Source organism: Roseibium sp. MMSF_3247, assembly GCF_030733765.1.
GTDB lineage: Bacteria > Pseudomonadota > Alphaproteobacteria > Rhizobiales > Stappiaceae > Roseibium.
On sequence record NZ_JASHII010000002.1, the window covers coordinates 611,392 to 633,114 of the forward strand.

Consider the following 21,723-nt stretch of genomic DNA (forward strand, 5'->3'; position numbering starts at 1 on the left):
GTCTAAAAAAGAAAAAAGGTGCCTGAAACAGCACCTTTTTGTCAGATCTCTATATTGAGTTTGTAATCACTCTGCTGCCTGTGTGGCCTGCTGAGGTGTTTGCTCCAGAACGGTGATCTGCCGGTTCTGGAACGCCAAGGCCACTTCGCCGCGCTTGAGCTTGAGTGCCGTTTCTCCAAACAGCTCACGCCGCCAGCCTTTCATCGCCGCAACATCCGCATTGTCATCAGCCGCGATCTTCTCCAGATCGTCGACAGTGGCAATCACCTTGGCCGCAACGCCATGGGCTTCGCTGACGAGCTTCAAAAGAACCTTCAGCAAATCGACCGCCGCGGCAGATCCATCAGGAGCTTGCCGGCCTTTCGGCAATTTCGGGAGCTCGGATTTCGGGATATCGAGTGCCCGGCGGACCGCTTTCAGGATTTCGTCTGCGTTGCGGGATCGCTCGAAGCCGCGCGGAATGGTCCGCAAGCGGCCAAGCGCTTCCGCCGTCACCGGCTGTTGCGCGGCCAGTTCATAGATGGCGTCGTCCTTGATCACGCGGCTGCGGGGGACATCCCGGTTTTGGGCCTCGGTTTCGCGCCAAGCGGCGACTTCCATCATGACCGCGAGCTCAACCGGCTTGCGCACGCGAAGCTTCAAGCGTTTCCAGGCTTGGTCTGGATCCGTGCGGTAGGTCGCAACCGACGTCAGGACTGTCATTTCGTCCTGCACCCAGTGGGTCCGGTTTTGTTCGGCCAGATTTGCTTTCAGGAACTGATAGGCATCGCGCAAGTGGGTGACGTCGGCGAGGGCGTAATCCAGCTGCTTGGCGGTCAGCGGCCGACGTGCCCAATCGGTAAACCGGGACGACTTGTCGATCCGTGCACCCGTGACCTTGTAGACAAGTTGGTCGTAGGAGATGGAATCCCCAAATCCGCAGACCATGGCTGCGACTTGCGTGTCGAACAGCGGGGCCGGGATCAGGCCACCCAAATGGTAGATGATTTCGATATCCTGCCGGGCAGCGTGAAACACCTTTGTCACACTGTCGTCGCGCATCAGGTCGAAAAAGGGATCTAGATCAAGGCCTTCAGCCAGAGCGTCAACGATAAAGGCCATGTCGGTTCCGGCCATCTGGATAACGCAGAGCTTCGGCCAAAATGTCGTTTCGCGGAGAAATTCCGTGTCGACGGTGACATAGTCGTTGGTGGCAAGACGCTGACAGGCAGCGGCGAGGTCTTCAGTTTTTGTAATCACTTCCATGGTGATCGAAAGCTATACCCGAGTTCTGCCAGCTTGTCGCCACGAAATGGTGCCGATTGGCGATGTAGATCTTGAAAAGGCGCAATATGTGCGCCTAGTGTGGGCGCAAGCAGATAAGACGTTTGAATGGGGAGCGGGAATGCGCAAGATCTTGGTGGTCAATTCCAAAGGCGGATGCGGCAAGACAACAATTGCAACCAATCTGGCGGTCGCTTTGGCGGTGCGCGGTGAGGACGTGGCGTTGGCCGATGCGGACCGGCAAAAATCGAGCCTTTCCTGGGTCAAGCGCCGGCCGGGCAAGTTCGCCACAATTGACGGGCTGAACTGGACCAAGGAAAGCAGCATCGGTGACAAGACCAAGGGGCTGGACGCGATTGTTATTGACGGCCCGGGTGGTCTGCGCTCCGAACTCGCAAAGACACTGATCGCGGAAGCTTCCGATATTCTGGTCCCCGTTCTGGCCTCCGCATTCGACTGGGATGCGACCTTGAAATTTCTCGACGGTATTTCGGAAATCAAACGCGTGCGGAAGGGCAAAGCGGATATTCACTTGGTGGCCAACCGGATCAATCGCAGATCTGCCCAAGTGGCTGAACTGGAACAGACTTTGGCCCAGAAGGGATATCCGGTTCTCTGCCGCATTTCCGACCGGGTTGCCTATGCAAAGCATGCGGCAGCCGGAACCGGGGTTTTTGATTTTTCGGATGCGCAGTCCCATGAAGTGCGCGGTCAATGGCATCCTTTGTTGCAGGCAGTTGATACCTGAGGGCAGACAGAAGAACTGCGCAAATGATCGCCGATGAGCGCAGCTTAACTCATCGGTCCGGCCAATTCGGATGGAGGCCGTCGATAACGAAATCATGCCCGTGCCGGTTGCCATGGGCATTGACAAGATGCGGGTGATCGGGCGGCAGGTCCGGGTGATCGTGGATGAGGTATCTCGGATCGTCTTTCGGCCAGAGCCACGCTGCTGCAAGGGCAGCGGGTGCAGCAACCAGCGTAAGGGCGGTCAAGGTTTGCGGTGTCGAGGCGGTACTGCCGAGCCAGCCCGCCAGCGGATAGGTGATCAGCCAGCCCGCATGGGACAGCGCAAATTGTGCGGCAAAGACAAGCGGCCGGTCTTCAGCGTGCGCGGAATTCCGCAACAGGCGGCCAGAAGGGACCAGCACGGCGGACATGCCGGCACCCATGATCGCCCAGGAGACAAGAAGCGCGGGCCAGATCGCCTGTTCAGGCAGGTTTGAATAAAGCGCTGCAAATACAAGAAGCAGAACTGGCAGCACCGCGCCACCAGAGAGCATCACGGAACGCTCCGCAAACCGTTTCAAGAGCTTGGGGACCAGAAACGCGGCAGCCATGGAACCGCCGCCATAGGCCGCCATGGAAAGCGCGAGATCGGTATCACTGAAGCTGAGTTCGGATTTGACTAGAACAACGCCGTTGACAATCACCATGGCGCCGGAGGCCGCGACCGTGAGATTGAGCGCCATCAGCGCGCGCAAGCGCGGGGTCTTGAGATAAATTTCCACCCCATTTTTGATCCGTTCTAACGGGGAAACGCTTTGTGCCGCCTTCATCGCTGGCAGCACGGTGCTGAACAAAAGAGCAGCCGATACCAGGAAGCCTGCAGAGGTCCAGGTGAAGAGCCAATGAAAACCGATCGCACTGACGAGAAGCGCGGCGGCCATCGGGCTCAGAAGGTTTTCAAGATCATAGGCGAGTCTGGAGAGTGACAGGGCGTTTGTGTAGTCGTCTTCGTCGGTCAGGATGTCCGGAATGGTCGCCTGAAACGTCGGTGTGAAGGCGGCGGATGCTGACTGGAGAAGGGCGATCAAAACATAGATCTGCCAGACCGCGTCAACGAAGGGTAGAGCCAGAGCGACCGATGCTCTGACCAGATCCAGGAAGATCAGAAACCCGCGTCTTGGAAACCGGGCTGCAAATCCGGCAGCGACCGGGCTCAAGGTCACATAGACGATCATCTTGATGGCGAGTGCAGTGCCGAGCACAACGCCAGCATCCGCGCCCGCAAGGTCGTAGGCAAGCAGAGCCAGCGCGACGGTCATCAGACCCGTGCCGAAAAGCGCTACCACCTGAGCAAAGAACAGAAGCCGGTATGTTCGGTTTGAAAGAACGGAAAACAATTGCGGAAGCTCCGGGGCCAGAATCTAGACCCGTTCTATAGGGTGTCGCACTTAATTGAATACAAGATGCTTCAGGTTTCGCATACGAGGCAAAGCCGAGTGGCAGCGAAACTTGTATACACATAAGCGCGATTTGCTTTAGCAACCGCGTTTCATCCGAAAAAGAGGAGATGTTTGTTGGACATCACCAATGGCTCGGAAGCAGCCTGACATGGTCAGCCGGTCAGGAGCCGCCGGATGTCCCGAACGGCTCCTGAATATTGCACCTCACTCAACCAATTCGATCTCTCCCGGACGCCAGGTCTGGTCGAACCACGGCTCCAGAGGGCCGTAAAGGCGCATGATCGTGTTCCAGCCCTTGCCGGGCACCGTTTGCAGCCAATTGCTCTCTTTGCCTTCCGGCGCTTCCGGGCCGAAGTAGATATCGGTCGACCCGTCGGCGTTTTGCACCAGGCCTGCGTCATTGCTGCCAAGGGCTGGGAACTGCTTGTCGGTCTGCAGCATCGAGCGGGTTTGGTTGTCATAGAGCGTGAACGACCAGAAATCCTTGGCCGGTACATTTGCCGGAACGTTCAGCTTGTAGGTCTTGGCGCCATCCAACGCGTTTCCGTCCGCATCCCGGTAGGTGAAGGCATATTGCGAGCCCTTGCCCGGTGATTTGAACGCCATCGCCGGTGTTATACCTGTCGCGTAGAAATGAAACGCTGAGCGGAAGTCATGCTTCATCGCACCGTCGATGGTGAACGTGTAGGCGCCACCCGGGAACGCGTTTTGCCAATTGCTTTCGCCCGGATACCAGTAGGCTTCAGTCGCGCGCGGTTTGGAAATCAGCGTCTTGACCGTGACGGCTCCAGCCGCCGCTGCCCGTTCCAGGATCGATTGCATGCGCGCATCAGGCGCAAAGTCCTGGCCCTTGATAATGCCGACCGCCGCCAGATAGCCGAGCAGTTCCGGACTTTCGCCATATGTCGGCTCGGCTTGCACGACGTTGTTGATCTCTTGGAACATGCGCGCATCCATCAAGTGGATGGTGTTGAATTCCTTGCCCGACACATCGACGAAGGTCATCTCTGGCGGATTGTCTGCTTGTGAGAGCGGATAGATCCGAAACTGCTCCTGCGTCTGCGAGACAGCGGTTTCCGGAGATCCGTTTTCATCCAGATAACCGCGCCATAGCACCCAATGGGCATAGGTGTCGGTTTGCACAACATCGGTATAACCGTCCGTGGACACGCCACCCTCGAAACCGGGTGGAAGGATCAGAAACTTGCCGCCTTTGCCCTGGTCCGGTCCGAGATTGCCGAAGTCCATCACATATTTGAACCAGGCGTTGTTGATGAAGCCGAGCACGTTTGGCGGTGTCTCGATCACCATCGGTTCATCGCCCATGCGCAATACGGCCGTCTGATACACACTGGTCGTGTTCGGCGTTAGGAAAAGCGCGGTCGAATCCATCAAGTCCGCAAACTGAACAACAGTTGTGTTGGCCGGGCCCCATTCCTCAATACCGCGCAGCATCGCATCCATGGAGGCGATTTTCAGGCCATTGAGATAGGCTTGGTAGGCCTGTGAAAAATCGTAAAGATTGTAGATCTTCTCTGTCGTTTCTGCATCCGGAACCCCGTCAAAGAAGGTCAAATCGCCAAGCTGAGTCTCGATGTTGTCCGGCGTGGTGATGCCATCCGGAATTTCGGTGGTCATCTTCATTTTGGGCGGCTCTTGCGCGGACAAGGGCACGAAGCTGATGCTGGTTGCAAATGCACCAGCAACTGCGGCTGCGATCCATTGGGGGAGATGGGGCATCAGAAGGGGTCCTTGATGGGTTTTGGCGTTGGATACCATCATCGCGGGACACGGGCAGTTTTTCAACTTAAGGCGGGGCGAAAAGCAGATTGGGGTCTTTGACCGACAAACAAAAAAGGCGGCCACATGGGCCGCCTTGGATTTGTGCCTTGTCAGGTTTTAGCCTGCGTTTTCGACGATGATCGCAATGCCCTGACCGCCGCCGATACACATGGTGGCAGCACCAAGAGAGCCGCCGGTCCGCTTCAGCTCATAAATGAGCTTGGTCATGATGATTGCGCCCGTTGCTCCGATCGGGTGGCCAAGCGCAATCGCACCGCCATTCGGGTTGACCTTTTCGCCCGGCAATCCGAGTAGATCGTTGACAGCGCAGGCCTGGGCGGCGAAAGCCTCGTTGGATTCCACCACATCCAGATCGGCCGCTGTGATGCCAGCGCGTTTCATCGCGATCTGCATTGCCGGGACCGGACCAATGCCCATGACTGCCGGATCGACACCTGCAACACCATAAGCGCGGATTTTCACCATTGGTGTGGCACCCAGTTCAGCGGCTTTTTCAGATGTCATGAGGGTAATCGCGGCAGCCCCGTCATTGAGCCCGGAGGCATTGCCGGCGGTCACCAGGCCGTCCTTTTTGAAGACCGGGCGCAGCTTGGCGATGTCTTCGATCTTGGCATCGTGGCGGACATGTTCGTCCGTATCAAAAACGGTCTCCTTGCCGCGGCGGCCAACAGTCAGCGGGATGACCTGATCTTTGAAGTGACCATTCCTGATCGCTTCGCTGGCACGCCGGTGGCTTTCCAGCGCGAACGCGTCCTGACGCTCGCGGGAAATGTTATTCTGCTCTGCAACGTTTTCTGCCGTAACGCCCATATGTCCAATGCCAAACGGATCGTGCAGGGCGCCGGTCATCATGTCATGCGCTGTCGTGTCGCCCATCTTCTGGCCCCAGCGGGCCGCAGGCATCAGATATCCGGATCGGCTCATGCTTTCCGCACCGCCCGCGAGAGTGACATCGCCGTCGCCCATGGAGATCGCCTGGACCGAGGAGACAATTGCCTGAAGACCGGACCCGCATAGACGGTTCATGGTCAGCGCGGGCGCATGGTCTGGCACACCAGCCTGACGGGAGGCCACACGCGAGATGTACATATCCCGCGGCTCTGTGTGGATGACATTGCCGAAGAAAGCCTGTTCGACCTGGTCGGCCTGAATGCCGGCGCGCTCAATTGCAGCCTTTGCAGCCGCCGTGCCGAGGTCAATCGGTGCCATGTCTTTCAGGGACCCGCCGAAGCTGCCGACAGCCGTCCGGGCTGCGCTGGTGATGACAATGTCTTTCATTTGAGTATCTCCAAATCTGACGTTGCCTCTTTTTGGCAGTCCGATCTTGCTACCGCAAGCGTCAACGTCGTCAGCTACACCTTTCAGGGTAAGTCTGAGGCTAGTTTCCGCATTCGCAACCAAATCATCTTAAGCTTGGCCAGCAGGAATGCCGGATTGCGTTTACGGGATCTGCAAAAACGTGTTGACCGGAGTGCCGGTCAAATTACGCTGCGGGAGAAAGTTCTGCAGCTGGTCAAAGAGACTCGAAGCATTCGGGTGAGGGGCGACAGAGATGCTTGGCGTGGTGTTCACCGAATTCATGGAGATGGTCGAAGACGAGTTCTCCTTTGATGTGGCCGACGAGATCATGGAAATTTCCGGGGTCGGTGTCGAAACCGGGTTCACAGCGGTCCAGGAATACTCCCACACAGACATGGTCAAACTGGTCGCAGCCTTGCACAAGGTGACGGGAATGGAAATCGATGCTCTGATCACCGCATTCGGTCAGCATCTTTTTCAGCGCTTCACCGTGACCCATTCTCAGTTTTTCAGCGGGGCAACATGCAGTCTCGACTTTCTGGAAAACATTGAAGGCTACATTCATGTCGAGGTGAAAAAGCTCTATCCGAATGCGGAGCTTCCCACCTTCCGCTGCATCCGGCATGCACCTGACAAGTTGGAAATGAATTACAAATCGAAGCGGCCTTTTGGAGACCTCGCCCATGGGCTCATACGTGGATGTGGCGCGCATTTTAAGGACGATCTGGAGATCGAACGCACCGATCAAAACGGCCCGCACGAAGTACAGTTCATGATCAGCCGGGAGAGGCCGGTGTGAGCGATCATCCCGATGCGATAAAATGGAAACGGCGCTTTGAACGCGAACGCATGGCGCGCAAGGAAGCGGAGCGGCTCCTGGAAGACAAGAGCAGTGAGCTTTATGAGATCAATCAGAAACTGATCTCCACGCTCGGCGATTTGGAAGCGCAGGTTGAAGAACGCACTGCAGCGCTCAAGACAGCAATGTCGGATGCTGTGAAGGCAAACGAAGCCAAGTCCCAGTTCCTCGCAAACATCAGCCACGAGATCCGGACACCGATGAACGGCGTCATTGGCATGGCAACCTTGCTGCTCGACACTTCTTTGTCAGACAACCAACGGCATTACGCGACCACGATCCGGGAATCCAGCGATGCACTGCTGACGATCATCAACGACATTCTGGATCTCTCGAAACTCGAAGCCGGACGTCTGGAACTCTCCAACGAGGAGTTTCAATTGGCGGACGTGATTGATGGCGTCCTGGAGATCCTGGCTCCGGCGGCAATTTCCAGATCATTGGACCTTGTCAGTTTTTTGCCCATGGAGCTGCAAACCAGTGTGGTTGGCGATGCTGGCCGCCTGCGCCAAATCCTGCTCAATCTCGCTGGGAACGCCCTGAAGTTTACAGACACGGGCACTGTTGCCGTTCGGGTCTCAAAAGCCAAGTCTTCCGGTAAGGTTCGGTTTGAGATCGAAGATACGGGGATCGGAATTCCGCAGGACCAGCTTCCAACACTTTTCGATAAGTTTGTTCAGGTCGATCCAAGTTCCTCCCGGCAACATGGCGGCACAGGCCTTGGCCTCGCGATCACCCGCCAATTGATCAGTCTGATGGGCGGGCGGATTGGCGTCCAAAGCGAAGAGCGCGAAGGCAGTCTCTTCTGGTTTGAACTGCCACTGCTCAAAGACGATCAACAGCTCGGACAGACTGCAAAAACGATGTCTCAGGACCAGGCACCGAAGACCGTGCTGGTTCTGGTTGGAGAGCCTCTTGCAAGAACAACACTCGTTGCGCTGGTTGATGATCTGGGTCACACAGTTGTCAGCGCATCAACATCTGCCGATGCATTGCAGAAACTCTCTGCAAATCGGACAGACACCATTCTGATCAGCGCAGTCTCAGAGGCTGAAGCGTATGAGTTCTTAAGACAGGCACGTATGGTGCCAGATTACAGCACTGCAGAGGTCATTCTGGCGTCAAATCTTGTGTTCGACGCGGCGGATTTGGAGCCAGCGATTGCGCAAAACACGATTGTACTCCCAAAGCCTTTGACCCGCGGCGCAATCCAGAACACGCTTCTTGGAAACCCTTTGCCGACATCTCACCGGGTGCAAGACACGAAACCCGAATTTCCGCATCAAGTCTCAGAAGCTGAGCCCGGGTCTCTTCCGCGCTTGCTTGTTGTTGAAGACATCGTGACGAACCAGCTGGTTATCACTGGGTTTCTTCAAAAACTCGGATATGAAGCAGATATCGCGGACAATGGGCAGGAAGCCATTGATCGTGTGCAGTCAGCCGACTACGGCATGATCTTCATGGATATGCAGATGCCGGTGATGGACGGCCTAGAGGCAACGCGCCGAATTCGGCAGCTGCCAGGTCCTGCCGGCCTTGTGCCCATTTTCGCGATGACCGCAAACGCCATGCAGCAGGATATGGACCTTTGCCTCCAAAGCGGCATGAATGGTTTTCTCACAAAGCCGATCAGTCTGGACAAGCTGAAAACTGTCCTTCAAACAGAACTTGCGTCGTGACAGATCGCTCTAGCGGCGACACTCCGCAATAAGCCATCGTAGAGACAGCTATTCCGCACTTCGCGGTAGCCTGCCAATTACCTAGTAAATGCAAGGATTTCAACATGCTGAGCGGTGTTTGCATCGGGACAAACGACATGGCGAAAGCAGCCGGATTTTACGACGCGGTATTTGCAACGATCGGAATGACGCCAGCATTTAAAGGCGAACATGAAAGAGGCTATGCGGAAGCAGACGGACGGGTAACCGTGTTCATCGTAACGCCTTACAACAACAAGCCAGCGACGTTTGGAAACGGCACCCAGTTCATCTTTCATGCTGCAGACAAGGACGGAGTGCACGCGTTTCATTCCGCGGCACTTAACAACGGTGGAACGGATGAAGGGGCGCCCGGCCCACGCGATTATCATCCGGACTATTATGGCGCTTATGTCCGGGATCCGGACGGCAACAAGCTCCACATCTCAATCAGTCTGACCGACACCTAGGCAGTCGTAGTCCCAGGATACCGTAATGGATCAGCCTCTTGGCAAGGGTGGTTTGCTCGGTGGCACGATTTCGACGGTGGATCCGCTTGCCGGTGGTGTAGCGATGAGCTCAACCGCTTGCACGGGCTTTGCGCTGGGCACGGGAACAAACTCTGGCTGGGGCACGAACCATGTCTGGAAGCTGTAGGTCGGGGCGGAAACAGGATCCATGAGATAGCTCGGCGCTCCGGGGAGGCCCATCGGATAGCGCCGGTTTTGTCCGGCCTCATAGTCAGCGGTTTCATTGCTGCAAAGCCGCATGCGCATATCCTCCGGCCGTGTCTCCAAAGCGTTGGAAAGTTCGGCGAGGGCTTGACCATTTGCGGTGAGGTTTCCGGCAAAGCCGTCATTGAACAATTTGGCTGTGCGTTCTGAGCGTTCCCGGCCTGTTGTCGCGCCCAGAACAACCACCAGCAAGCGTTTGCCATCCCGCTCTGCAATCGCCACGATGTTGCGGCCTGCCGAACAGACAAAACCGGTCTTGAGACCCAGCGTTCCGGGGTAACGCGTGATCAGTTCGTTGTACGAGATCAGTTCCTTGTCATCGATGGTCACAGCAGCGGTTCGAAACATCTCGTGGTATTGCGGATACTTTTGAAAAAGGTGGCGGCCGAGAACCGCAAGATCGCGCGCGGATACGGTTTGTTTGCGATCGAAAAGGCCATTCGGGTTGGTGAAATGGGTTGCCGTCATCCCCAGACGGTTCGCCTCCAAGTTCATGAGGTCGACAAACGCAGCTTCCGTCCCCGCAACGGTTTCCGCAAGTGCGACGGCCACTTCATTTGCCGAACCGACCAATACCGCATAGAGCGCATCTTTCAGCGTCATCGCATTGCCGACCTTCAATCCGGCATATGCAGCGGACTGGTCGATTGCGTTATGGGATAGGATAACCGGCGTTGAGAGGTCGACGTCCCCGCGCTCAAGCGCTTGGAACGTAATGAGAGCGGTCATCAACTTCGCTGTCGATGCCGGATACCAGGGATCTCCAGCCGCTTCTGCATGCAAGACAGCGCCGGTGTCGAGATCCACAACAAGGGACGGCGTCGTGAGTGTCTGATGTTCCTGCGCAACACCTGCACCGATGCCGCCAATTGCTCCTGACAGGAGGCTAACTAAGAGGGTCGTGATGGCGGCAAAGCGAAGCATTGAGGGCCTTCTCATCATTGCATATCGCGGTTCTGGTGACTGCTGTTGTGAGTATTGAGCGCGCAATCGTCCGTTACAAAAACAATACGACCTGTTTAAGTCGTTTAAAGGTGTTCGCTAAAATTTGCCTCACCCCAATCGTCTGGGAAAACGAGATCTTTCAAACCGGAATAATCCGGATTGGTCGCAAGTTTTGTCTGAACTTCAAAAAGAAACTGGGTTGCGACCAGAAGATGTTGATCAGAAGTCAAATGGCATTGTGACTGTAGCCGTTGTCTCTCTGCGGTTTTCTCCCTGGGAAAGCCTGGGCCGTAAAAGTCGGTCATTGGCAAGGCCTGGCCAGGGTTGGATACATCGGCGCGTCCGGTGAACCTCAACTGCCACTACACTACCTCGGGGGCCGAGTTTCAAGTCGGAGAGAACCAACAGACTGGGGATGCTTGTAAGACTGCGCAATGCGTTTGATCTTGGACAAACATGTTGAACCGGTGGAGCAACAAGGTCTGTTCGCAACAAGGAGATGAGCCTTTGCGGTTGACCACTGCTGTGTATCCACACCGTAGAGTCATTTGACGTGATTGTGCTTGGAACAACTTGAGCGGATAGAATATCTAATTGATTTAAAGAGTTAGCCCATCACAGCAAGCCGCAGTCAGCGGCGGTCATCCCAAATTGCGAGAAGATGGCTAAGATTTATGGGTGACCTGACGCCCGGAATGCAATAGGAGGCTTCCGCAACGGGAGGTCAGGAATAGCTCTGCAGATACTGCAGGCCACTGGGTAGAGAGCGGTAATGCATTCGCTATACAGAAATTCCAAGCGTCTAGTTGCTATTGTCTTTTTGGCGATGGGCTTGAATCTGGCGGGCCCTGTGGCGGCTGCTGATGCCGAAACGGATCTTCATTTGATCTACCTGCCGCACCGGCTGACGGAAACCAGCAACAAGCAGTATGACCGCCTGTTGGACGAGATTTTCGCCGACACCGAGCTAACTGTTGCCCGCGAAGCGTCCCCTATGAAGCGCGCGTTGACACTGTTCTTGTCTGACCGTGATAGCTGCCTCTTTCCGATCAGCGTCAAGGCACTTCACGCAGTCGCCGAGCCGGACGCAATTGTATCTTCAGAACTGATCGACATTGTTTCCCTGCGGCTTTACACACCGACCGGAGATACGGAAAAAGCCTTCACATCTGTAGATGACTTTGACCCAAGACGGGTCGGCTACATCGCGGGGTCCGGGACTGTACAGGGTCTTGGCCCCAAGCATGAGCTTTTCGTTCCCATTCCTTCGGAGGAACAGCTTATCCGGATGTTGGAGCTCGGACGTCTTGATGCGTTCCTGGGTCATCACCCGGACACAGCTTTGGCTCTAGAAGATCTGAACCGACCGGGCCTGTTGCGGGTTAGTCCCATCACGGTGAGCAATGTGCGTTTTCCAATTTCTTTCGTCTGCCACGACACGGCAGACGGGAGGCACTTCATCGAAGAGGTGAACGCGCGGATCCTGCAGCTCCACCAGGATGGAGACATTCGCCGGGTCCTTGGTCCACACGCCAATCTCCCGACTGATGCTGAAGATGCCATTGGCGCCCAAGTCTCTCAGTGAGAATGACGTTTTAACGGTCCGTTCTGACGGAGAACGGTCATCACGGGGTGTTTGATGAGGGTTAGGCTTGATCCCGGTGCATTGCAAAGACAGAATACATCATGACCTGCAAGAAACTTAGACTTGGCCATGTCGGATTTTTGTTCCTTGCGTCGGTTATTCTGTCGCCGGCCTCTGCAGGCGCGCAACAGCCAGATACCGTTAAGCTCTATCTGAACTATCTTCCGCACAGGCTGACCGAAACCAGCGGCAAGCAATATGACCTTTTGCTGGACGTGGCGCTGTCTGGCCTACTTGCGAAGGTGCCGAGGGGAGCTGCCCCGCTCAACCGTGCAAGGGCCCTGTTCCTCGGTGATACCGGCAGCTGTCTCTTTCCGACGAACATCATGGGGCTTGATGCCGGTGATCAAACGGCAACTTTGATCGCCTCTCAGCCTGTCGATATTGTGTCGCTCCGTGTCTACACCACGACCGACGGGGCATCTTTCACATCTCTATCTGATTTCGACCCGTATCGGGTGGGCTACATCGAAGGCTCTGGCAGCATTCACGGCCTTGCAAACGCGGAGAAGTTCTATCCGATCCCGTCGGAAGAGCAGCTTATTGAAATGCTCAGTCTCGGGCGCCTGGATGCATTCCTGGGGCACCATCCGGATACGGCACTGGCGTTGGAGGAATTGGGCAAGCCGGATGCCCTGCGTGTCAGTCCGATAACGCTCCACAACATTCGCCTGCCTATATCCTTTGTCTGCCACGATACTGAGCCGGGGCGGGCGTTTGTCGCTGCCATCAACACCCGGATCACCGACCTTCAAAAGAGTGGTCAAATCCGCAGCATCCTCGGGCCTCACGCCGAGCTGGCGGCCGAGGCGGTGGATCATGAGGAGAAACCGGAAGACATGATCCGGTAGACCGGTTGGGGTTCCATCCGGTTTTCCAGCTCTTCGTTTTGATGATTGCTTCCCGTTCCCTTGACATTCCGCGCTGGGCATGGCTTGTGCAGCGCGCACGGCCGGCGTTCTGCGGGCCGTAATGGTTTTCTGTGTCTCGACATTGCGACTGGCTGTTTGAGGCGCTCTGCACATCTGAACAAGAATTGAGGAACGAGAATGCATCCCTACCGTAGCCATACTTGCGGTGATCTGCGTCTGTCCGACGAAGGCCAGACCATCCGTCTTTCCGGCTGGGTCCACCGGGTCCGAGATCATGGCGGGGTGCTGTTTATCGATCTGCGCGATCACTACGGCATGACACAATGCGTGGTCGATCCTGATTCTGCGGCCTTTGGTCTGGCTGAAACCGTGCGCTCCGAATGGTGTATCCGCATCGACGCGACCGTGAAGAAGCGGACCGAAGAGACCATCAATCCTGACCTTCCAACCGGTGAGATCGAAGTCTTTATCCGGGACATGGAAGTTCTTGGCTCCGCCAAAGAATTGCCGCTACCTGTTTTCGGTGAACAGGAGTACCCGGAAGAGGTGCGCCTGAAATATCGCTTCCTGGATCTGCGCCGCGAAAAGCTGCACAACAACATGATCCTGCGCTCCAATGTCGTGCGCGATATCCGCGACCGTATGTGGGCGATTGGTTTCAACGAGTTCCAGACGCCAATCATCACAGCCTCATCCCCGGAAGGCGCGCGCGACTTCCTGGTGCCGTCCCGTCTGCATCCGGGCAAGTTTTACGCGCTGCCGCAAGCACCGCAGCAGTTCAAGCAGCTGCTGATGGTCTCAGGGTTTGACAAGTACTTCCAGATCGCGCCGTGTTTCCGCGATGAAGATCCGCGTGCCGACCGTTCGCCGACCGACTTCTACCAGCTGGACATGGAAATGTCCTTCGTGACCCAGCAGGAAGTTTTCGACACAATCGAGCCGGTGATTGCAGGCGTCTTCGAGAAGTTCGGCAACGACCGTCCGGTCAACCGCAACTGGCCGCAGATCTCCTATAAGGACAGCGCGCTGTGGTATGGCACTGACAAGCCGGACTTGCGCAACCCGATCAAGATGCAGATCGTCTCCGAACATTTCGCCGGATCCGGCTTTGCGATCTTTGCAAACCTTCTGGAACAGCCGGGCACGGAAATCCGCGCCATTCCAGCCCCGAAAGGTGGCAGCCGCAAGTTCTGCGACCGCATGAACAAGTTCGCCCAGGGCGAAGGCTTGCCGGGCATGGGTTACATCTTCTGGCGCAAGGCGGAAGACGGGTCCATGGAAGCGGCCGGTCCGCTTGCGAAGAACATCGGTCCGGAGCGCACCGAGGCCATCCGCCAGCAGCTCGGTCTTGAGGTCGGCGATGCGGCCTTCTTCCTTGGTGGCAAGCCGAAGCAGTTCCAGGCTGTTGCCGCAAAAGCCCGTGTCACCATCGGTGAAGAGCTCGGCCACACCGACAAGGACCGGTTCGAATTTGCCTGGATCGTCGACTTCCCGATCTACGAGAAGGACGAGGAAACCGGCGAGATCGATTTTGAACACAACCCGTTCTCCATGCCGCAGGGTGGGATGGAAGCGCTGGAAGGTGATCCGCTCGAGGTCCTCGGTTACCAGTACGATCTGTCCTGTAACGGTCACGAGCTGGTGTCCGGTGCGATCCGGAACCACAAGCCGGAAATCATGTACAAGGCTTTCGAGATCGCCGGATATCCGAATGAGGAAGTCAACAAGCGCTTTGGCGGCATGGTCAATGCGTTCCAGTACGGAGCACCTCCGCACGGTGGCTGCGCAGCCGGTATCGACCGGATCGTGATGCTGCTGGCGGACGAGGCCAACATCCGTGAGGTCATGCTGTTCCCGATGAACCAGAAAGCTGAAGACCTGATGATGGGCGCGCCGAATGAGCCGGATACCGCCCAGCTGCGCGAACTTCATTTGCGGCTTAACCTCCCGGAAGAGTGATCTTACCGGGAAAGGGTGCAAAAGCCTGATAGAAGGCTCCAGTTCACTTCCGCACAAAGGCCGGCTCTGCTGGCCTTTGTCGCATCAGAGGGTTAGAAAGCTCCGGTCGGTGAATTGCCGCTGATCGACTCGCAACAACGCAGTTCGCGAAATGGCTGTATCACCCATCGCAACATGAAATCACAGATTTCAATGCAACAGGCGATGCTTCTGGTTTTAAGAATGCAGCGAAACGCGATAGATAGTGCGGGCAGGGTGGCGCAGGGAAGGACACAGGGTCCGGTTGCGCCGAAGAAAGGCATGAGTGCGTGCTCAATTTTCGGAAAGTGAACGCTGAGACGGATCCAAATGAAACCATTCCCTTGATCCGGCGTCTCTTCGGGGAAAACCTGAGGACCTATCTGCCTCAGTACGCGCTCGCATTCGTGTTCATGGGGTTCGTGGCGGCGACCACAGCGGCCAGTGCCTGGATCATGCGCGACGTGGTCAACGAGGTGTTCGTCAACCGCGACCAACAGATGGTCTATGTCATTGCCGGCGTGGTGATGCTGATATTCGCGGTCAAGGGCGTGTCCACCTATGGCCAGCTGGTGGTGCTTGCCCGGGTGGGCAACGCGATCATTGCCAGCCTTCAAAAGCGCCTGTTTGACCATATTTTGCAGCTCGACCAGGCTTATTACGACCGGAAATCGCTCGCCGAGATCAATGTGATCGTCACACAAGGGGTAAACTCCGCCCGCATGACGATGGACATGGTGGTCGTCTCGCTCGGCCGTGATCTCCTGACCTTGATCGGTCTTGTCATCGTGATGGTCGTTCAGAACCCGCTGCTGAGTTTCTTTGCCTTTGTCATCATGCCGCCGGCGGTCATTGGCGTTGCGATACTGATCCGGCGGGTCAAGAAACATATGAACCGCCAGGTGGTCTCAACCGCCAAGATTACGGCAGCCCTGCAAGAGACCGTGCTTGGCGTGCGTGTTGTCAAGGCATTTGGCATGGAAGACGCCATGCGGGACCGCATGGGCGACTCGGTAGAGGACGTCCAGCGTCAGGCGAACAAAATCGCAACCTTGAGCGCCCGGACATCGCCCATGATGGACACGCTCGGCGGTTTCGCCATTGCGATGGTGATCTTCTATGGCGGGTATTCCGTGGTGGAGCTGGGTCAGGACCCGGGCGCTTTGTTCTCCTTCATCACGGCGCTTTTGCTCGCTTACGATCCGGCACGCCGCCTGGCGCGGCTCAATGTCAATCTTGGCCGTGAAATGGTCGGTCTGCGCTTGATGTACGAGTTGATCGATGAGAAAGCCGATCTTAAGGACCGTGACGGAGCCAAATCCCTTGCTGTTTCAAGCGGTGAAATCGTTTTCGACAACGTCCAGTTTTCCTATGGCGAGGGAGCAGCACTCAGCGGTGCGTCTTTCAAGGCCGAGCCGGGGAAAATGACTGCGTTGGTCGGTGCCTCGGGTGCCGGCAAATCGACCGTGTTCTCGCTGATCGAGCGGTTCTATGATCCCCAATCCGGCGAAATCCGGATTGATGGTCAGCCGGTTCAGGAGGTTCAGGTCGCGACCTTGCGCCGGTCCATCGCCTACGTCGGGCAGGATGCATATCTCTTCAACATGAGCCTTCGCGACAACATCGGCGTTGGTGTGCCTGGTGCAACCGAAGCGGACATCATCGAAGCGGCGAAAGCGGCGAATGCGCATGACTTCATCACCGCTCTACCGGACGGATACAACACCAGTGCCGGGGAGGGCGGCAACAATCTATCCGGTGGTCAGCGCCAACGGATCGCCATAGCCCGTGCGATGCTCCGGGACGCACCGATCCTTTTGCTGGACGAAGCAACATCGGCATTGGATGCAGAATCTGAAGCCAAGATCCAGTCCGCGCTGGAAACCTTGATGACCGGCCGGACGACACTCGTTATTGCACACCGGCTTTCAACGGTTCGCCATGCTCACCAGATCCATGTCATGGATCAGGGCAAGGTAGTGGAGAGCGGAACGCACGACAAGCTCTACGATCACGACGGCATCTACCGGCGGCTCTGTGATTTGCAGTTTCAGGACAAAACGGAAGCTGCGGAGTAATTCTCCTGCGACGCCGGGATTGCGGGTCGACAAAGCCTTTTTGCGACCCACTGATCAGTTTCCTCGATAGGGCGAATTCTAAAAAATTTGCAATCTTTGCGTTCATGAAAGAGCCGCAATTGGTTCAGATGTTTGCTGAGCGAAACCAGGGACATCGCTGAGTGATCAGCGAGCGGCCTTGGCGTCATCGAAAACCTTGACCGATTTTGCAAAGGACTTTTCAAATGTCAGCACGTCCCCTCATTTTGACCATTGCGGCCGCCGCGCTGTCGGTGTTCGCTTTTTCTGGTGCCGCCTCGGCGATGTCCGAGCCAACCTTTGAGGAAGCCTTCGCAGCCGCCGAAACAGTGTCCTATAAAGCGCAGGTCGTCACGACCAACCCGGCCCGCAACGAGATCATCGTCAAGGCGAAGGACCGCAATGAATTCGCTGTTCCGGTTCAGGCCGGATTTGACATCGCATCGGTGCGGGAAAACCAGTTCCTGAACGTGACGTATCTTGCCGGTGTCGTCATCGACATCGAAAAAAGCAAAAACACCAAGCCTGAGATCGATGCCTCAAAAACGGTCGTTCTTGCCGATGAGGACCGCTTGCCCGCGGGCCTGACAGCCCGTCAGATGACCGTCACGGTCAAGATCCTTACCGCGGACACTGAAACCGGAAAGATCCGTTTCACTGGCCCGGATGGTGAGGAACGCACCTACACAGTTCAAAACCCGGAAATCTTGAGTGATCTTAAGATCAAGGGTGGTGAGCTGTTTGATGTCACCTTCTTCGACGCCATCGGCTTCGAAATCACCAATACCTGATCAAGCCTGATGAAAACAGAAAAACGCGGCGGTACGTTCCGCCGCGTTTTGGGTTTCGGAGTATGGATTACTGATTGGCAGTAATCGACACACCCAACAACTGCGGAACCATTTGCGGGGCCAACATCGCCGCCCCCATGATCTGGGCAAACGGGACCGGGTTTTCCGGAGACGCGGTGATTTCCAGGGAACCCGGATTGGTCAGGTATTGTGTCACGGCTTCAGCAACCTGGCCTTCGAGATCCTTGTTCTGAAGCATGCCCAGCATCAGCGGCAAGCTGCCGGTTAGGCCAGCAACATACTGCTGGGTGTCGACGCCAGCTTTTTGGGCTTCCTGATCTAGCACCCGGCCGGTCAGAGATGCATCATCCAAACGGACGCGCACATTGGACACGGAGATGTTCTGAAGAAGGGCCATGGACTCTTCCGGATTGTCGGAAGCCTTGTTCAGCTCCTCCACAACTTCGCGCGTTACACCGCCAAGTGAGAGCGACAGTGTCAGCGCGGCAGCGTCCTGGCCATCGATCTTAAGGTCCGGGATATTGATGGTAGCCGCATCCGGATCCCACTTGCCTGAGCCGGAAATGTTCATGTTGAGGGATTCGTAGCCAAGGTCCTGCAGGGATTTGGCTTCTTCGGCCTGGATCTCTTTCACATCTACGACGATGTTTGAGATTGCAAAGCTGCCGCTTGTTGGCTGATCGCCGTCCATTTCGTCGATGGTCGAGGTGATCGTGTCGATTGTGGCGATCTTGCCGTCTTCGTCATTAATCTGAATGGTCGAAGCTTCAAAGGTCTTGTAGCTCGGATCAACGGTCGGGGCGCCGTTTTGAACTTCTTCAGCCGCTGGCAAGACAAGATCCGTTGCGGTCATGTTTGCCATGGTGAGGCCGCCATCGTCGGCAGCAAGTTCCAGGTTTTGAAGCTGAAGGCCACTCAGTTTCAAACGGCCATTGTCCAGAACAGAACCGCCGGAGAGGGTCGTGGTGCCGATGGTGACAGTGCCATCGTCATCTTCGCTTTTGAGAACGAGGTCGGCGATTGTTACGTCACCGCCCGTTTCGTTGACGCTGCCATAGCTTTCCACGTCGCCGCTGTCTGAATCGAGGAGTTTCAAGAACGCATCGGCAACCGGTACGCCGCTTGGGTCGAATGCTATGGCCGGTGCAGCCTGAGCCAAAAACAGACCAACTGCGGTTGAAAGGCCGAGGCCGATCCGGGACTTCTTGGAAATCATGATGTGTACTCCAAACGTGAAGTGTCAGGGCTGACGCGAGCCTGCGTCGTAGCTTAATACCAACGGCGACAGATAGGGACCCATTTATTGCAGCTGGTGCGAATTGAAAAAGAGACCGGTTTCTTGACCTGCCTCGAAGGTTTTGTCACCCGATTGGTGCAGCGATAATGTGACGGCGATCACGCTCTTGGCGGATTTCCGCACTTGGGCCGGTAAATGTGCGCCGAAAGGTTGTGGAAAATGAAAACAGCGGTGGGCGCAGCCTCAGCATATGCAGTCGCAGTTTGGGTTCATCATAAGCTGCCAATTAGCCTGCTGGCTTAGTGAAATCGTCTTGTCAGGGTTAAGAAATGCTTCTGCATTCAGGGCTTGTTTACCCATTTCGCGGCATGGTTTGCGGGAGATGGTACTCAACGGGCTTGCGCATTGTCCTTTCGTTATTTCGGTTTTGCTAAGACGGTTCTGATCGCATTGGTGCTTGCGACAACGCCGTTGTTTGCGATCAATATTATCCTCAATCAATATGCCGAGAGCCGCGCCGTCAGCGAGATGGAAGCGATGGGGCAGGTGTCCATCCGCCGTGCGGAAGAGGCCATAACCACCACTGTTTCTTTCTTGCAAAGACTGGATCGAGACGACGTTGAAACCTGCGATGCAGCCGACCGGATTATCTACGAGCAGCAGATCATCGACCACGGCATGATCGACGCCATTGGGCTGGTAGATGCTGCCGGACAGCGCATGTGCATCATCCCTGATCGGGAACTGTCTGCAGAAGTGGTCCTGCCGCCCCTGCGTCCAGACGGCCCGCTGGTGGGCATTGGTATGCTGGAGCGCAGTTACCTTGGCGCCAGAGCCGCCGTGGTTAGTTGGGATCTGAAAAACGAGACACGGTTGTTTGCCGAGATCACCCCGGCGGTGATCGCAATGGATCCTGGCCCTGAGTATCTGAGATCCTACAGGCGGACAGAATTGCGCCTCGGCGACAATCTTCTCTGGTATCAGGTCGGTGGCTACAATTCGGAAGGCAACGATCCGAGTGAAATGCTGTCGGTTGAAGTTGCATCTGAGCTTTATCCGCTGATTGCCATCGTCAATGCGCCTGCGTCGGCGGCCTTGCAGGTCGTGCAGCAGTTGAAGGTCATTGCCGCGGCGGCCTGCGCAGCCATTGCTGTTCTGTTTGTCGCTATCGGTATCTGGTACTCTTGGCGGCCGGAGAGCGAGGCGAACGACGAGTTCGTGGCCGCGATCCGAAACGGCGAATTCATTCCGTATTACCAGCCGGTCATGGATATCGAGACCAAGCGTGTTCGTGGCTGCGAGGTTCTCATGCGCTGGCGCCGCCCGAACGGCATGATTGTCTCACCTGGCCAATTTATGGCCTATGCCGAAGCCAATGGGCATATCTTTGACATGACCCGCCACATGATGCGGGTGGCAAGCGACGAGGTCGGTGCGCTCTACGGCGAGCATCCGGACTTCAAGCTGTCGATCAACCTCTTTGCCGGGCATTTCCTCGACCGTGAGATCGTGTCCGACATCAAGAATACGTTCGAGAACTCCGAGATCTCCTATCAACAAATTGTTGTTGAGGTCACCGAACGTTATCCGCTTGAGGATATGGAGTTAGCGCGCAAGATCATGGCCGAATTGCAGGCTCTCGGCGTCCGCATTGCGCTTGATGACGTGGGCACAGGCCATGGCGGTATGGCCTATCTGCAGAAGCTGGGCGTGGATATCATCAAGATCGACAAGATGTTCATCGACAGCATCAGTTCCGACGACAACTCCACGACCATTGTGGATTCCATGGTCGAGCTTGCAGACAATCTCGGGATGGGCATCATCGCCGAAGGCGTTGAGGAAGAAGAGCAGATTGACCGCCTGATGGAACTCGGCGTGACAGCAGCGCAAGGCTATTACTTCGCAGCACCCATGCCGGCCAAAGAGTTTATCGAGTTCGCCGAGCGTGTTGAAGATGAAGCCCGTGAACGCGCACGGATCGCCGCGGAAGCGGCCGCTGCGGAACAGGCCGCAGCCGAAGCGTCCATGGAAGACGAAGCGGCCTGATCCGGGGCTTGGACCACTCACAGACTACTTCGAGCGGTTTTTTCACCATGCATTCCTGGGATTCGCGGGTCGCTCAGTGATCTGCCAATCCTTTAGTTTTCGGTTCTTTTTTTCGCGGTTCCTCTGCCTTCTGAATAAACGCTTTAAAGAATAATCGCCTCACGGCTGCTATGAACTCCTTGTCTGTACCGGCTGGACGGTTTATATGCATTTGAACTGTACTGACCAGACGGTTCAGAATCCAAG

16 protein-coding genes are annotated in these 21,723 nt (G+C 56.1%); 10 read left to right on the forward strand and 6 right to left on the reverse strand.

The genetic code is table 11. The features are described 5' to 3' along the window. Positions 1-66: 66 nt before the first annotated feature. Positions 67-1,245 (reverse strand): ribonuclease D, encoded by a 1,179-nt coding sequence (gene rnd / locus RBB44_RS08270; protein ID WP_306146923.1) that lies wholly within the window; start codon positions 1,243-1,245, stop codon positions 67-69. Positions 1,246-1,384: 139 nt separating this feature from the next. Between rnd and RBB44_RS08275 the strand changes: the two genes are divergently transcribed. Further along, positions 1,385-2,011, forward strand: a complete 627-nt coding sequence (locus RBB44_RS08275) for a ParA family protein (RefSeq protein WP_306146924.1) — start codon at positions 1,385-1,387, stop codon at positions 2,009-2,011. A gap of 49 nt (positions 2,012-2,060) precedes the next feature. On the opposite strand, the gene RBB44_RS08280 is transcribed toward RBB44_RS08275, so the two are convergent. The 3 genes from RBB44_RS08280 to bktB all read right to left on the reverse strand — a co-directional run bounded on the left by RBB44_RS08280 (position 2,061) and on the right by bktB (position 6,533). After that, a complete protein-coding gene (locus RBB44_RS08280) occupies positions 2,061-3,389 on the reverse strand; it encodes an MFS transporter (RefSeq protein ID WP_306146925.1) in 1,329 nt (442 codons plus the stop codon). Between the two features lie 267 nt (positions 3,390-3,656). Then, on the reverse strand, positions 3,657-5,192 hold the full coding sequence (locus RBB44_RS08285; protein WP_306146926.1) for a DUF1254 domain-containing protein: 1,536 nt from the start codon (positions 5,190-5,192) through the stop codon (positions 3,657-3,659). 159 nt (positions 5,193-5,351) lie between these two features. Then, complete coding sequence (gene bktB, locus RBB44_RS08290; RefSeq protein WP_306146927.1) at positions 5,352-6,533, reverse strand: beta-ketothiolase BktB; 1,182 nt, start codon at positions 6,531-6,533, stop codon at positions 5,352-5,354. A gap of 274 nt (positions 6,534-6,807) precedes the next feature. On the opposite strand from bktB, the gene RBB44_RS08295 reads away from it, so the two are divergent. The 3 genes from RBB44_RS08295 to RBB44_RS08305 all read left to right on the forward strand — a co-directional run bounded on the left by RBB44_RS08295 (position 6,808) and on the right by RBB44_RS08305 (position 9,580). Further along, on the forward strand, positions 6,808-7,353 hold the full coding sequence (locus tag RBB44_RS08295; RefSeq protein WP_209176010.1) for a heme NO-binding domain-containing protein: 546 nt from the start codon (positions 6,808-6,810) through the stop codon (positions 7,351-7,353). Further along, positions 7,350-9,092, forward strand: a complete 1,743-nt coding sequence (locus RBB44_RS08300) for an ATP-binding protein (RefSeq protein WP_306146928.1) — start codon at positions 7,350-7,352, stop codon at positions 9,090-9,092. The genes RBB44_RS08295 and RBB44_RS08300 overlap by 4 nt, the downstream gene beginning before the upstream one ends. A gap of 104 nt (positions 9,093-9,196) precedes the next feature. Continuing rightward, a complete protein-coding gene (locus tag RBB44_RS08305; protein ID WP_306146929.1) occupies positions 9,197-9,580 on the forward strand; it encodes a VOC family protein in 384 nt (127 codons plus the stop codon). Positions 9,581-9,610: 30 nt separating this feature from the next. Here the strand turns inward: RBB44_RS08305 and RBB44_RS08310 are convergent, their stop codons facing one another. Continuing rightward, complete coding sequence (locus tag RBB44_RS08310; RefSeq protein ID WP_306146930.1) at positions 9,611-10,768, reverse strand: D-alanyl-D-alanine carboxypeptidase family protein; 1,158 nt, start codon at positions 10,766-10,768, stop codon at positions 9,611-9,613. A gap of 871 nt (positions 10,769-11,639) precedes the next feature. On the opposite strand from RBB44_RS08310, the gene RBB44_RS08315 reads away from it, so the two are divergent. The 5 genes from RBB44_RS08315 (at position 11,640) to RBB44_RS08335 (ending at position 18,170) form a co-directional block, all read left to right on the forward strand. After that, the gene (locus tag RBB44_RS08315; protein ID WP_306146931.1) at positions 11,640-12,374 is read left to right on the forward strand and encodes a transporter substrate-binding domain-containing protein; all 735 of its coding nucleotides are present in this window, start codon (positions 11,640-11,642) and stop codon (positions 12,372-12,374) included. Positions 12,375-12,475: 101 nt separating this feature from the next. After that, positions 12,476-13,285, forward strand: coding sequence for a hypothetical protein (locus RBB44_RS08320; protein ID WP_306146932.1), 810 nt, complete (start codon positions 12,476-12,478; stop codon positions 13,283-13,285). 198 nt (positions 13,286-13,483) lie between these two features. Continuing rightward, positions 13,484-15,265: an aspartate--tRNA ligase gene (aspS, locus tag RBB44_RS08325; RefSeq protein WP_306146933.1), complete on the forward strand. Its 1,782-nt coding sequence runs from the start codon at positions 13,484-13,486 to the stop codon at positions 15,263-15,265. Positions 15,266-15,591: 326 nt separating this feature from the next. After that, positions 15,592-17,361: an ABC transporter ATP-binding protein gene (locus tag RBB44_RS08330; RefSeq protein WP_306156122.1), complete on the forward strand. Its 1,770-nt coding sequence runs from the start codon at positions 15,592-15,594 to the stop codon at positions 17,359-17,361. Between the two features lie 224 nt (positions 17,362-17,585). Continuing rightward, positions 17,586-18,170 (forward strand): hypothetical protein, encoded by a 585-nt coding sequence (locus RBB44_RS08335; RefSeq protein ID WP_306146935.1) that lies wholly within the window; start codon positions 17,586-17,588, stop codon positions 18,168-18,170. Between the two features lie 67 nt (positions 18,171-18,237). Here RBB44_RS08335 and RBB44_RS08340 read toward each other — a convergent pair whose 3' ends face one another. Continuing rightward, positions 18,238-19,407, reverse strand: a complete 1,170-nt coding sequence (locus RBB44_RS08340) for a hypothetical protein (protein ID WP_306146936.1) — start codon at positions 19,405-19,407, stop codon at positions 18,238-18,240. Positions 19,408-19,833: 426 nt separating this feature from the next. Between RBB44_RS08340 and RBB44_RS08345 the strand changes: the two genes are divergently transcribed. Then, positions 19,834-21,477 carry an EAL domain-containing protein gene (locus RBB44_RS08345; RefSeq protein WP_209176000.1) on the forward strand — a complete coding sequence of 548 codons (1,644 nt, stop codon included), beginning with the start codon at positions 19,834-19,836 and terminating at the stop codon, positions 21,475-21,477. Positions 21,478-21,723: the final 246 nt, after the last annotated feature.